This is a genomic window from Pseudomonas sp. MF08831, assembly GCF_059862645.1.
Genome location: NZ_JCBCUX010000007.1, coordinates 234,943 through 246,950 on the forward strand (window position 1 = coordinate 234,943; position 12,008 = coordinate 246,950).

12 protein-coding genes and 1 pseudogene are annotated in these 12,008 nt (G+C 58.4%); 5 read left to right on the forward strand and 8 right to left on the reverse strand.

Annotated elements, in window-relative coordinates; translation table 11 throughout:
- Positions 1-31 precede the first annotated feature (31 nt).
- Positions 32-240: pseudogene (locus AC19YS_RS17055) on the forward strand (DNA/RNA helicase domain-containing protein); the annotation flags it as partial.
- 46 nt (positions 241-286) lie between these two features.
- On the opposite strand, the gene AC19YS_RS17060 reads toward AC19YS_RS17055, so the two are convergent.
- The gene (locus AC19YS_RS17060) at positions 287-523 is read right to left on the reverse strand and encodes a DUF6124 family protein (RefSeq protein WP_500602279.1); all 237 of its coding nucleotides are present in this window, start codon (positions 521-523) and stop codon (positions 287-289) included.
- A 451-nt stretch (positions 524-974) separates the two neighbouring features.
- Here AC19YS_RS17060 and ycaC point away from each other — a divergent pair, with 451 nt between their 5' ends.
- Positions 975-1,607 carry an isochorismate family cysteine hydrolase YcaC gene (gene ycaC, locus AC19YS_RS17065; RefSeq protein ID WP_500602280.1) on the forward strand — a complete coding sequence of 211 codons (633 nt, stop codon included), beginning with the start codon at positions 975-977 and terminating at the stop codon, positions 1,605-1,607.
- Positions 1,608-1,788: 181 nt separating this feature from the next.
- Here ycaC and AC19YS_RS17070 read toward each other — a convergent pair whose 3' ends face one another.
- The 7 genes from AC19YS_RS17070 to AC19YS_RS17100 form a co-directional block, all read right to left on the reverse strand.
- Complete coding sequence (locus AC19YS_RS17070) at positions 1,789-2,946, reverse strand: glutathionylspermidine synthase family protein (protein WP_500602281.1); 1,158 nt, start codon at positions 2,944-2,946, stop codon at positions 1,789-1,791.
- A gap of 12 nt (positions 2,947-2,958) precedes the next feature.
- Positions 2,959-3,672, reverse strand: a complete 714-nt coding sequence (locus tag AC19YS_RS17075) for a DUF1190 domain-containing protein (RefSeq protein ID WP_119741429.1) — start codon at positions 3,670-3,672, stop codon at positions 2,959-2,961.
- Between the two features lie 18 nt (positions 3,673-3,690).
- The gene (locus AC19YS_RS17080; protein ID WP_106580265.1) at positions 3,691-4,119 is read right to left on the reverse strand and encodes a DUF350 domain-containing protein; all 429 of its coding nucleotides are present in this window, start codon (positions 4,117-4,119) and stop codon (positions 3,691-3,693) included.
- Between the two features lie 15 nt (positions 4,120-4,134).
- On the reverse strand, positions 4,135-4,809 hold the full coding sequence (locus AC19YS_RS17085) for a DUF2491 family protein (protein ID WP_169367691.1): 675 nt from the start codon (positions 4,807-4,809) through the stop codon (positions 4,135-4,137).
- A 161-nt stretch (positions 4,810-4,970) separates the two neighbouring features.
- A complete protein-coding gene (locus tag AC19YS_RS17090) occupies positions 4,971-5,531 on the reverse strand; it encodes a rhomboid family intramembrane serine protease (RefSeq protein ID WP_500602282.1) in 561 nt (186 codons plus the stop codon).
- 57 nt (positions 5,532-5,588) lie between these two features.
- Complete coding sequence (locus AC19YS_RS17095) at positions 5,589-6,287, reverse strand: PspA/IM30 family protein (protein ID WP_106580262.1); 699 nt, start codon at positions 6,285-6,287, stop codon at positions 5,589-5,591.
- Between the two features lie 17 nt (positions 6,288-6,304).
- Positions 6,305-6,886: a YjfI family protein gene (locus tag AC19YS_RS17100; protein WP_119741422.1), complete on the reverse strand. Its 582-nt coding sequence runs from the start codon at positions 6,884-6,886 to the stop codon at positions 6,305-6,307.
- 606 nt (positions 6,887-7,492) lie between these two features.
- Between AC19YS_RS17100 and AC19YS_RS17105 the strand changes: the two genes are divergently transcribed.
- The 3 genes from AC19YS_RS17105 (at position 7,493) to AC19YS_RS17115 (ending at position 11,900) form a co-directional block, all read left to right on the forward strand.
- Positions 7,493-10,660 (forward strand): type III effector HrpK domain-containing protein, encoded by a 3,168-nt coding sequence (locus AC19YS_RS17105; protein WP_500602283.1) that lies wholly within the window; start codon positions 7,493-7,495, stop codon positions 10,658-10,660.
- A 276-nt stretch (positions 10,661-10,936) separates the two neighbouring features.
- The gene (locus tag AC19YS_RS17110) at positions 10,937-11,581 is read left to right on the forward strand and encodes an NAD(P)H-dependent oxidoreductase (RefSeq protein ID WP_500602284.1); all 645 of its coding nucleotides are present in this window, start codon (positions 10,937-10,939) and stop codon (positions 11,579-11,581) included.
- Entirely contained in the window at positions 11,520-11,900 is a 381-nt protein-coding gene (locus AC19YS_RS17115) for a MerR family transcriptional regulator (protein ID WP_500602285.1), read from the forward strand. The genes AC19YS_RS17110 and AC19YS_RS17115 overlap by 62 nt, the downstream gene beginning before the upstream one ends.
- Positions 11,901-12,008: the final 108 nt, after the last annotated feature.

Here is a 12,008-nt window from a genome sequence, read left to right on the forward strand (position 1 = left end):
TGTGAACGTTGATCTGCCGCAGTGTGCCCTTGAAAGAGATAAGAACGACAAATCCATTCGGGGCTGGAAAAAGATGATGAAGGAGCAACCCGAACTGGCCAAACGGGAAACGACTTGATCATCAAGAACACGTACCGGACCTTGATGACTCGAGGAATGAAGGGCTGCTATCTCTACTGCACAGATCCTGAAACTGCTCAGTACTTTGCGGGCCGGCTTACAAATCAAAGCCACGATTGATAGCTCGTTTGCGCTTGCTTCAATTACATGAAGCAAGCGCCTCGTATCACCTCAGCTGCAAACACTCCACAGCCCGATCCGCCACCATCTTCGCCATCTCCACCAAATGCATCACTGCCCTATGCGGCGCCCCCAGCGGTTCACCAAGCACTTGCGACGTGGCCACCGCACACTGCAGCAACTCCGCAACACGCACCCAGGCATCTTCAAAGCTCAGCTCTTCGTTAACAGTAAATGGCTTAGTCGCAGCCGATGATGGCAAATCCGAAACAACGTTATCCATAGAAAACCTCTAGCGGTAAGTGATTACCACCGTCCTTTCGCGACTAAACGAGCAGAGGTGGCGGCTGTACGCAGGTTAGTCGACCGGCCGCTAGGCACCGGCGCACCCGAAGGTGCCCTGCGCACAGCCACCATAAAGTGCAGGTGAGGAGACACCTGGCTTTGGGATGGCGCGTGCGCCTAGCGAAGTCCGGGCGACTAAACCCGATCACTGAAAATGCAGTGACGGTCCGCAGCCTAGTCGCGGGATTTTGCTGGCGCAAGCCGCTGGGATTCTCTAGGAAACGTCCTGCAAATGAAAGGGACCGGTACTGCTGGCCCTTAAACAATTGTCACCTTTGGGTTGACAGTATTACCCCTCCCACCCGATTTATCCCCCACGCCCCACCCATTAATCTGTGCCCATGTTGAACGCAACGCCCAACCCAACCTAAACAAAAAGGATTTCAACCATGAGCACTCCAACCCTCAGCCGCTTGAACAAAGACGACGCCGTAGTTCTGCTGGTCGACCACCAAACCGGCCTGATCTCGCTGGTGCAGGACTTCTCCCCCAACGAGTTCAAGAACAACGTGCTGGCCCTGGCCGACCTGGCGAAGTTCTTCAACCTGCCGACGATCCTTACCACCAGTTTCGAGCAAGGCCCTAACGGCCCGTTGGTGCCGGAGCTGAAGGAGATGTTCCCGGAGGCGCCCTATATCGCTCGCCCGGGTCAGATTAATGCGTGGGATAACGAGGATTTCGTTAAGGCGGTCAAGGCGACTGGGCGCAAGCAGATCATCATTGCGGGTGTGGTGACGGATGTGTGCGTGGCGTTCCCGACGTTGTCGGCGCTGGCGGAGGGGTTTGAGGTGTTTGTGGTGACGGATGCGTCGGGCACGTTCAATACCACGGTGCAGCAGGCGGCGTGGAGCCGGATGACGCAGGCCGGTGCGCAGTTGATGAATTGGTTTTCGGTGGCGTGTGAGTTGCAGGGCGACTGGCGCAATGACATGGAAGGGTTGGGGAGTTTGTTGTCCCAGCGGATTCCTAACTATCGGAATTTGATGAATGGGTATGCGGCGGTGACGGCGCGTCAGGGCTGAGGTTGACGGGATTTCCCCAAAAACCTGTGGGAGCGGGCTTGCCCGCGATGACGGTGAATCAGTCGATATATTCGGTGACTGATACACCATCTTCGCGGGCAAGCCCGCTCCCACATTTGATCTTCGCTGCCTTGAGTATTGGTGCAGACCCGCTCACCACAGAGGCGCTGTTTGCCCTTACTCAGTCGAGGATCAGGTGCGGCAAGAACCGGCTTGAGTCTTTGGTGATCAAGCTATTGTCTTCTCGCACGCCAATCCCCGCGGCTTGATCGCCAATCACCCACGACCCGATCAGCGTGTAGCTGTCGCCAAAGCGCGGCAGCGGCGCGAACTCCTGGAGGATGAACGGCGCGTCGGTGTAGGGGCCGTCTTCTTTTACGATCAGGCCGTCGGCGGTTTGCAGTTCGATGTTGGCGCCTTCGCGGGAGAAGAACGGTTTGCGCACCCAGCCCTTTGGCACGGCTTTGCCGGGGTCGGTATCCAGGTGGGACGCGAGCAGGTTGGGGTGGCCTTGGTTGAATTCCCACAGCAGCGGCAGGACGCCTTTGTTGGAGAGGATGGATTTCCAGGCGGGCTCGAAGAACTGGGTATCGCACTCGGCAATCGCGGCGCCGAAGGGCTCGTGGAAGATGAATTCCCAGGCGTGCAGTTTGAACAGGTGCGCAATCCAGCGATCTTCGAGGTCGACGAAACGGCCTTCGCTGGTGAGGCCAATGTCTTCGATGTCGATGTGGCGCGATTCGATGCCGACTTTTTCCGCGACCAGGCGCAGGTAGTCGGTGGTGCCTTTGTCTTCGACCGAGTCTTTCATCGAGGCGAAGTAGAACGGCTGGTTGACCTGCAATTGGGCGAAGGCCTGGTGCAGTTTGGTGTCGATGCTGTTGAACTGGTCGGCATGCTTGGGCAGCAGGCCGCGTTCGATGCATTGTTCCAGCCAGCCCCATTGAAACGCCGCCGCCTCGTAGAGGCTGGTCGGTGTGTCGTAGTTGAGTTCCAGCAGCTTGGCGGGCCCGGTGCCGTTGTAGGAGAAGTCCATGCGCCCGTACAGGTGCGGGTGGCCTTCGAGCCATGAGGTTCGGATCATGTCGAAGAACGACGCGGGAATGCTCAGCCGTTCCAGCAGCTCTTCGCTCTGCACTACACGGGCCACGAGGTCCATGCACATGTCATGGATCTCGGTGGTCGGGTCTTCGAGGTCGCGCTCGATTTGCTTGAGCGTGAACTGGTAGTAGGCGCTCTCGTCCCAGTAGGGTTCGTCGTCGATGGTGTGGAACAGAAAGCCGAGGCTGTCGGCGGTCTGTTTCCAGTCATGACGCTCTGCGCAGTGGATCTTTTTCATGGCCCGGTTTCCTTAACTGCTCGACCCGCCGCCGCCCCAGCCGCTGCGGGCGCTGGCTTTGCTGCCAAAGCCACCACGGGAGGTCGAGGACGCCACGGACACCGGCTTGCTGGAGGAGCGCAGCGTGTTCGTGTAGTTGCTGCTGCCGTACCTGGCCTGGTTGGACCGGCCAAACGTCGCCCCATTCGAGACCCGCTGGTTGAGCGTCGAAGAGCCGTAATCGCCGCGATCATCGCGGTAGCGGTAGACCGGCTCGGAGCGGTAGCTGTTGCGATTGTTGCTAAGCATGTTGCCGATCAGCAGGCCGGTGAGCAGGCTGCTGGTGGAGAAGCCTGAGCCGCCACTGTTCGCTTGGGCGCCGCCGGCTTGCGCGTTGGCCGCATCGACCTGGGATTGCGTCACCTGGCCGGCGGCGGTCAGTTCGAAACCGCCCAGTTTGGGGATGAACTTGCCGTTGGAGTCCTGCTGACACCAGTTGGCGACAAAGTCGGCATCGCAATCGGCTTGGCTGTCGTACACCGGGGCAATGCGCCGATGCTCGGCCATGGCCGTCATGTAGGCGTCCGAGCACACGTCCACCGGCAGTTTTTCATCGGCGCATTGCTGAACCGACTGGAAGTTGTACTTCTTTTGCAAATCGTAGGTTTTTTCGGTCGGCCCGCAGCCGGATATCGCCATCGCGACCGACGCTGCCAGCGACAACTGGACGTACTTGCTTCGTTTCATCGGGAGCTCCGTGCGCGATCAGTTCTGGGTAGGCGTCATGCACGCGGCATTCAACATGCCGACGCTGATGGACACGGCGGCCACGTAGATACCGGCGGCGAGTTCGCCATTCTTGATGCGCTCGGACGTGCCTTTGAGCACCAGGCTGGTCAGCAGAAACGCCAACAATTGGACGACGGCGGCGATCACCGCCCAGACGACGAAGTCGAGGAGGCTGATCGAATAGGCAATCACATTGCTGGCCGGAATGGCGAAGCCGATGATGGCGCCGCCCAGGGCGACCGCAGCCGACACGTTGCCCGCGCGGATCAGTTCGAACTCCTTGTGCGGCGTGATGCGGGTGTAGATGAACTGGAACAGTGCGAACAGCACGGCCGCACCGAGGATGTAGGTGACAAAGCCAAACACAGCGGCTTTGTTCAGAGAGATAGAGAGCGCTTCCAGCATGGGGTTTTCCTTTTTTTAAAGCGTAGTCAGGTCGGTTGTGTACAGCGAAATGCCCAGCGACGTACTCAGGCTGACGGTCCCCTCTGCGTCTTCTTCGACGGAAAACAGCAGAAACTCGCGTCGATCAGTCAGACCCGTGTCGCGGGCGTACAACATCGAACGGTGCTCGACGCTGTAGGCGTCCTCGGGGTTTACAACCTGTTCGGTCATCGCCACCAGCTCTGTCTGGCCAGCCTCGCTGCCCCACACACGGGCGTATTCGACGCCGTTGTGGGTGTAGGTTGGCAGCCCGATCAGACTCTGTGGCCCGGCCAGTCGACGCAGTTCCGCTTCACTGCTGATGGTGACGACACTGAGGTAGTTGAACAGGATCACCGACTCGACCTGCCCGGCGATCTCGCCGGTGGTGTGCACCTGCAGCCAGTAATCTTCGTCGTTCATGTAATAGCGCGACAGCCAGGTCGACTGGCCGAGGTCTACAGTGCCGTTGGCCCAGATTTCCTGGGAGCCGGGGATCACCACCGTGGTTTTTTCATCGAGCAACAATTTCAGGCTCGCGTCGAACATCACGCCTTTGCCGGGTGCCAGGCCTAGTGGCCCGGTGGCCGGCTGGGTGTTGCCGGCTGTCCATTGCGGCGCTGTATTCGCTTTCGGGGCCTCAAGCCCCATCAATTGTTTAAACCATCCCATTGGAGATTTCCTTGAGGCGAGCGGAGGCGATGCAGAAGCGGGGGAAAGAGGGAGGCGGCGCGCAGGCGCAACAAAAGAAACATCGACATTTGGCCCCTGACTCCCTGGGTATTTGATTGCGAATGACAAGATCGCCTCGGCGTGCGGAGGCTCAAGCGCGTTCACCGGGCATTAAACCTGCTGCGCGGCGAGGATAGAAGTACCTTGGCTGCAATAAACCCGGCGAACGCGCCAAAGAAGTGCCCCTCGAACGAGATTCCCTGACGAGGCAGGAAACCCACGACCAGGCCACCATACAGCACCGCTACAACACCGGCCGTTATCAGGTTGCTCCAGCTTCTGTGAAACCAGGCGCGAGACAGCAGGTAGGCCCAGAGCCCGAATACCCAGCCGCTGGCACCGATGTGTACGCCGCTGAAACCGAACAGCCAGACCAGCGAACCGCCCAGCAGAATAATGATCGCACTGACGGCAATGAACCGATGGACTCCTTCGACAATGACCAAGGTGCCCAGGACCAAAAAGGCGATCAGGTTTGCGCTCAGATGAGCAAACGACGCGTGCAAAAACGGTGAGGTGAGGATGCCGAGCAGCCCCTGCACCGTTCTCGGGATCAGGCCGAATGCCATGAGGCTGTAACCGGTCGCCACATTGACCAGTTGCAGCGCAACCATCAACAGGGCAAGGCCTGCGATTGTCTTGAAACCCTTCAGGGCATCCATCCTGACCTCGATGTAAAAAAAGAAGGGCAGAGCCTGCCCTTCTTGCTTCGGCGCGGCTTACTCGGCCGACTTTTGCTTCAGGCGTTCCAGAATCGCATTGGCGCTGCCTGTGTCCGGCGTGATGCCGGCGTCGCGCAGCTTGCGCTCCAGGTCGGTGCCCGTGGATGCCTCAGCCAGTTCATCCTGGGCTTGCAGCTCAGCGGCACGTTGCTGCTGTTTGGCCTGCAAGCGATTCAGGGTACCGACGGCGGTTTCCAGCTTGCCGTTGGCGCCACCACTGGCGATGGACGCGCTGACCTGGGCCTTCTGTACGCTTTCGCGCGCCTTGGCCATGTCCACTTGCTGGCGCAGGCTTTTAATCCGGCTTTCGGCTTTAGTGATGTCCTTGCGCATGCCGTCGGCGTACCCGCCAAACTCCGTGGCCTGCTTTTGCTCGACGTCACGTTCGTTGGTCAGGGTCGAAATGGCTTCGGCCACTTCCATGGCCAGGTCTTCACGATTGGCCTGGATAGCGGCCATGGCCTTGGACTCCAGGTCCTTGATCTTGGCGTCGTACTCACCGACGCGATCAGCCGCCAGTTTGTGCTTGGCCATGATGCTCACCAGCTCACGCTTGGCGTTGGCCAGCGCCGTGTCGGCGTCGCGAATTTCCTGGTCGAGGATGCGCAGGGCTTGTTGGTCGACGATCGATTCGCCGACTTCGCTGGCACCGCCACGCAGCGCGGTGAACAATTTGCTCCAGATGGACTGAGTCATTGGATACTCCCGAATACTTAATTGAAGAAACGTTCGAAGGCTTCGCTGGCGCGCTGCACGTTGTCGACCAGGGTTTTCACCTCAGTCACGATGTTGGTCAGGCTGGAGTCGGAGCTCAACGCACCGAACATGTTGTAAACAACTTGGCCGTTAGGCATGGACTCGATGCCGATCGAAGAAAGCGGGAACATCTCCCGGCTGCGCAGCACCGCATCATTGAAAGCCGTTACGTCATTGATGGACTCGACGTCGACCAGCACGGTGTCCACGATGATCTGTTCGCCGACCACCGCGATGTAAATCGGCAAGCCCCCGAAGTCGTTCATTTCCAGCTTGATGCTGGACTCGGCGCCCTGAACGAGAGAAAGCGTAATGTCGTTGGAAACCACTTCATCCAGAGCCTGAAGCGCTGTGAAGAGGCGATCGATATTCCAGTTAGTACCTGCGCTCATGAAATTCTCCGACATGAATGAGCCAGCCAGAATCGGTTGGCGAAGCTGTTTCTCCATTTGCTTGAGCAGGCTTCGGTTTTCGGGAAGCACCCAAGTCTCGTGTTTCACATAACCGGCGGCTGCCAGGCCCGCGCGCATCTGCTTCATGTAAAAGCTCGATGGTTTTTTCGCGGGCGACTTCAAGCGCTCTCCCTTGCGGCTTGCTGAATCAGGATCGGGCCCTGCTGGCGGGCTCGATGGAGAGCTGCTTTTCATGGTGCTGACCTCGTTGTGAAAAACTCACGCGTGAGAAAATCTACAGGCAATGTTGGCGATGCTCAATAGCTCACGCGTGAGATTTTTTCTGGTTCGTCGCACCTGTCAAAAAGCACCCTCTGCTTAAGACTGTCTCTGCCGTCATTGAAATCTGATGAACGGTTCTTCGACGGGAGCGGTGTACCACCACCCAGCTCGACGCGCTCTACGATAAGCCCGCGTTGAACGTCAGGCTATTTTGCCTATACGCGCCCTACTCCATAAATGTTCCGAAATAACCTCGCCGTTGTGAATTGTTGTGAAGGCTTTGCGAATTGACTAAAAGTCCGTGCTAAGTTCCGTCACGTCATCTTTCACAGCAGCAACGCCCAGCGGCCAACCAACTAAGGCCGCCCTCTCGTTATTCAATAAACCGCCTCGGGTAAGTTACCTAGGAAGTTGTCCGGCCCTGCGCGTTTTAAAAGGGGCAGGCGTAATAATTAGATCAGGAGAAGTACCATGGTAGCGAAGGTAGAAACGACCCCAAAGGACGCAGCGGTCACTCAAAAAAGCTCCGTCGCTGCCTGGGAAAAATCCGTCGAAAAAGCGTCTGCACCCAAAGACGAGTTGGGTAAAGGGCAGAAACGCCCCGAAGGTGATACCCGCTCAGCCCAGCAAATTATTGATGACACCCCGCTGCTCGCCCAGCTCGGCAATCAAAGTGGCGTGAAAGACAACCTTAAAAAGCAGGTCGGCGATTTTGAGAAAGACGCGGACGCAGCCTATCGCGCCTCGAAAGTGCTGGAGCATGTCGAATACATCGACGAAAACGGCAAGCTGACCGATGGCAAAGATGTGGGCAATAGCAGCATCGACGGCTTCACCAAGGATGGCGAGGCGCGGCATGGCACTGAGGCGGGCCGGCTGCAGGATTTTGGCAAGTATGGCTATTCCAGCCTGCGCGGCGAGGTGATGAAGTCGGACTTGGGTGACCAGCAGAAGCGCCCCGACGGTGACACGCGCTCGGCCAAGGAGATTATCGACGCCACACCGCTGCTGAAAAACCTCGGCAACCAGAGCGACGTGAAGGACAACCTCAAAAAGCAAGTGGGCGATTTCGAGAACGACGCCGACGCCGCGTACCGCGCCACCCAGGTGCTGGAACATGTGGTGAGCATCGATGAAAACGGCAATTTGCTCACTGGCATCGACGCCAGGAATAAAGACAACGACAGCATCGACGGTTTCACCAAAGACAAGGAAGCCCGCCATGGCACCGAGGCCGGGCGCTTGCAGGATTTCGGCAAGTACGGCTATTCGAGCCTCAAAGGCGACCTGATGCACGTCAAAGACGCGACGCACACCGACAAGGCCGCGCCGCCCGATGAGCCCGAAGACGTGCAGGCCCTGCGCGACAAATACAACATCCCGACCTTCGGTGCCGAAGGGCTGATGGACATGGAGTTGCCCAACGACAAGACCGTGGGCGGCCAGACGGCCGAGAACTTTGTGCAGGGCATTCGCGATGACATCAAGAGTGGCAAGCTGGCCGAAGACTCGGATGAAGCCAAGATCGTCAAGCTGATGGACGCCCAGGCCGCGCTGGACAACGGCTACGACCTGTACGGCTACGCGGAGAGCATCAACCTGGGCAGCGGCACATACCGTGAGACGGATAAGACCCCGACCCAGTTGAACGGCAAAGACGTCAAAGAGATGGTCGACGAGGACAAACTTGCCAAAGAAATTTCCACGTTGATGGGCAAGGAAGGGATTAAGGACCGCTACGACGCAGAACTAAAGAAAAGTGTCGGTAATTTATCGGAAGATCGGTTGAATGAAGTTCGCGAACAAGTATTCCCGGCCCTCTTCAAAGACGGCACCCGTGATGCCAACTTGAACTTCGAAGAATATGTGATCGCGATGAATGACTCGGGTGATCCGAAGAAATCGGAAATGGCCGAGTTGGACGTCGACCGCTATTTCGAGTCGCTGCGTATTCTCGAACCGGACAGCTACACCGCGCGCAAACAGACGTTCGACCAGAACATGATGACGCACCAGCTCAACACGTACATGGAAAACCCCGACAAGGTCTCGCCGGAAAATACCGAAAGTGGGCTGAAGGCCTCGTTCACGATGATCAAGGGCGGTATCAACGCCGCCCTGGGTGGCCTGGACAAGGGCGACAAAGCCTACGACATGTACAAAAAGATGAAGGATGAGATCGACATCCTCGACGGCCATATCAAAGGGCTGACACCGGCAGAGAACAAACAGATCGCAGCGGCCATTCGTCTCGCGGCTGCCAGCGGCGACCCGAAAGCCATCGACAAGGTGGTCGACACCCAATTGAAGGGCCTGGGCGCCAATCGCGAAGCGGCCGCCGGTTCCTTGAAGACAGTGCTGCACACCGCCAGCTCCACCGGCGGGCTCAGTGCCATGGCGGGCACCATGAACCTGGTCAGCGGCGCGCTGCAGCTCGCCAATGGCGGCGGCAACATGACCGACGACCAGAAGATCGCCGCCGCGAAAGACTTGGTCGCCGGCTTGAGCTTCACCAACGATTTCCTCAAGTTCGGTTCGAACATTGTGGAAACCCTGGGTGGCACTAAACCCTATGAACCTGACGTGGACAAAGACGGTAAAGGCCCGGCAAAAATCAAAGCCACTGAATGGCTCGGCTTGATCGATGAGAACCTCCCGGACATCTGGGGCAAGAAAACCACAGAAAAATCTGACGCGCTGGCCGCATCCATCAGCACCCGCGTCAAGGAAGCTTCCGACACCCTCAAGAAACTCGACGTGGGCAACCTGTCGGCCGATGAGGTGAAGGAGTACGACAGCGCCGCCAAAACCCTGGGCGAGCACATGGGCGTCAAGGACCTTCCCGGCAAAGGTACGCCAGCGTCCAAATCCGAAATTGCGATCGCCTCGGGGCGTTCGTTTCTGCGGTTTATGGGCGGCTCCGGCCTGGACTTGACCGGCGGCGTGATGGACATCGTTTCCGGCGCGCGCAAACTGAAAAACGCCAAGACCGCGCTGGAAAAAACTGACGCGGCCTTCACGCTGGGCGGGGGTGCGTCCGGTACCGGCATGGCGATCGCCAATACCATCGCGATGTTCGCCCCCAAAGGTGCTCACCTGGCAGGCAAACTGGCCGGTGATGTTGCCGCGACGGTCATACGCGGGCTCGCCATCGGCGCGCGCGTGGCGGGTCCGATTTTCGCCGTGGCGGGTGTGATCTTCGGGGTCGCAGGCACCCTGATTGCCGAGGCGGTCGAGCATGCCAAAATGCAAAAACTCACCGATTCCCAAGGCAAGTTCTTCAAAGACCTCGCCGACGCCGGCGTGACCAAGGACGACTGGGGCGACAAGCTCGAATACGCGCGTTATGCCACCTACATGTACGGCGGCCGCGACACGCCGGACGACAAGTCGATGTTCGAGTATCAGTCGGATGAGTGGAAACACTTCCAGGAAACCGCAGACAAAAAAGGCAGCTCGCTCGCGCGACTGGCGCCCTATCTGCACAAAGACAGCGACCCGGACAGCAAAAACCTGTGGGAAAAATTCCTCGCGGGCGGCACCAGCTCCAGCGGGCCGCATGGCAGTGAACGGCACACCGACGATTGGCGGCCTTGGGGCAGCACGGACATGGAGACGGGGAGCAAGCACACGGCTTGATGTTGCGTAGGCATTTATCAGGCGACCCCATGCTGTTCAGTCAAGCGTAAATCCCTGTGGGAGCGGGCTTGCCCGCGAAAGCGGTGGTTCAGTCAACATCAATGTTTGCTGGGCTGACGTCTTCGCGGACAAGCTCGCTCCCACAGTTGATCTTCGATGCGTGGCGTATTGCGTTCGCTTAACTGCGCGGCCTTGAGGCGCGGCATGGTCCGGCGCTTGACTCTCCCCTATACGGCACACCCTACCCTGAAAGCCCCCTTTTCAGGACCTCATCCCATGCCCCAGCGTATCCTGGTCATCCTCGGCCACCCTTGCGGCACGAGCTTCTGCTCAGCCTTGGCCGATGCCTACATCCACAGTGCAAACCTCGCCGGCCACCAGGTACGCGTCCTACCCTTGGGCGACCTCTCTTTCGACCCTGTGCTTCACCACGGCTACACACAGATCCAAGCATTGGAACCTGACTTGCTCAGCGCCCAGTCCGACATCCTCTGGGCCACCCATCTGGCATTCGTTTTCCCGATCTGGTGGGGGGGTATCCCGGCGTTATTGAAAGGGTTCATCGACCGTATTTTCCTACCCGGCTTTGCCTTTAAATACCGCGAAGGCAAGTCATTTCCTGACAAGCTGCTGCTCGGCCGAACCGCGCACGTGTTGGTGACCCTGGACACGCCGCCGTGGTATTACCGTTGGTTCTACCGCATGCCCGGCATTCATCAGTTGCGCAGCACCACACTGGCGTTTTGCGGCATCAAGCCGACCAAGACGTTGATGTTCGGGCCGGTGTTGGCCTCTACGCCAGCGCAGCGGGCAAAGTGGCTGACTCAGGCTGGCGGACTAATGGGAAAAGGGAGTTTTCATGTACATCGGCAAAGCCGCGCAACTGTCGGGCACGACCATCAAGGCGATTCGTCACTATGAGGCGATAGGCCTGTTGCCTGCGCCGCAGCGGGAAGGGCGTTACCGGGTCTATTCGGTGCAAAGTGTCGAGCTGCTGGCATTGATCAAGTGCGCCCAGCAGTTGGGGTTCAAGCTCAAGGAGTTGCAGGGAATTCTGCACGGGCACGAGGGCGATGCCTTGCCTTGGGAGCGTGCAGACCAGGCCATCGCCAGCAAGAAGCGCGAACTGGCCGGGAAAATTGCCGGGTTGCAGCAGATGCAGGCGGAGTTGATGGCGTTTGAAGCGCAGCTCAAGGACGCGCAGGGGCAGTGCCCGTCAATAAGCATTTTCGCCAGTTAAGGTAGCCTTTAGCCTCAAATTGACACCGATTTTTTCGTTCTCTACGCCGTCCCTTTCTGATTTTTCCAGCCGTTCATCCAGGCGCTTTTTCCTGCGGCATGCTCCGAC

Coding starts and splice junctions, on each gene's coding strand:
- AC19YS_RS17060 (WP_500602279.1), bottom strand. CDS start 523: ATGGATAACGTTGTTTCGGATTTGCCATCATCGGCTGCGACTAAGCCA.
- ycaC (WP_500602280.1), top strand. CDS start 975: ATGAGCACTCCAACCCTCAGCCGCTTGAACAAAGACGACGCCGTAGTT.
- AC19YS_RS17070 (WP_500602281.1), bottom strand. CDS start 2,946: ATGAAAAAGATCCACTGCGCAGAGCGTCATGACTGGAAACAGACCGCC.
- AC19YS_RS17075 (WP_119741429.1), bottom strand. CDS start 3,672: ATGAAACGAAGCAAGTACGTCCAGTTGTCGCTGGCAGCGTCGGTCGCG.
- AC19YS_RS17080 (WP_106580265.1), bottom strand. CDS start 4,119: ATGCTGGAAGCGCTCTCTATCTCTCTGAACAAAGCCGCTGTGTTTGGC.
- AC19YS_RS17085 (WP_169367691.1), bottom strand. CDS start 4,809: ATGGGATGGTTTAAACAATTGATGGGGCTTGAGGCCCCGAAAGCGAAT.
- AC19YS_RS17090 (WP_500602282.1), bottom strand. CDS start 5,531: ATGGATGCCCTGAAGGGTTTCAAGACAATCGCAGGCCTTGCCCTGTTG.
- AC19YS_RS17095 (WP_106580262.1), bottom strand. CDS start 6,287: ATGACTCAGTCCATCTGGAGCAAATTGTTCACCGCGCTGCGTGGCGGT.
- AC19YS_RS17100 (WP_119741422.1), bottom strand. CDS start 6,886: ATGAAGCAGATGCGCGCGGGCCTGGCAGCCGCCGGTTATGTGAAACAC.
- AC19YS_RS17105 (WP_500602283.1), top strand. CDS start 7,493: ATGGTAGCGAAGGTAGAAACGACCCCAAAGGACGCAGCGGTCACTCAA.
- AC19YS_RS17110 (WP_500602284.1), top strand. CDS start 10,937: ATGCCCCAGCGTATCCTGGTCATCCTCGGCCACCCTTGCGGCACGAGC.
- AC19YS_RS17115 (WP_500602285.1), top strand. CDS start 11,520: ATGTACATCGGCAAAGCCGCGCAACTGTCGGGCACGACCATCAAGGCG.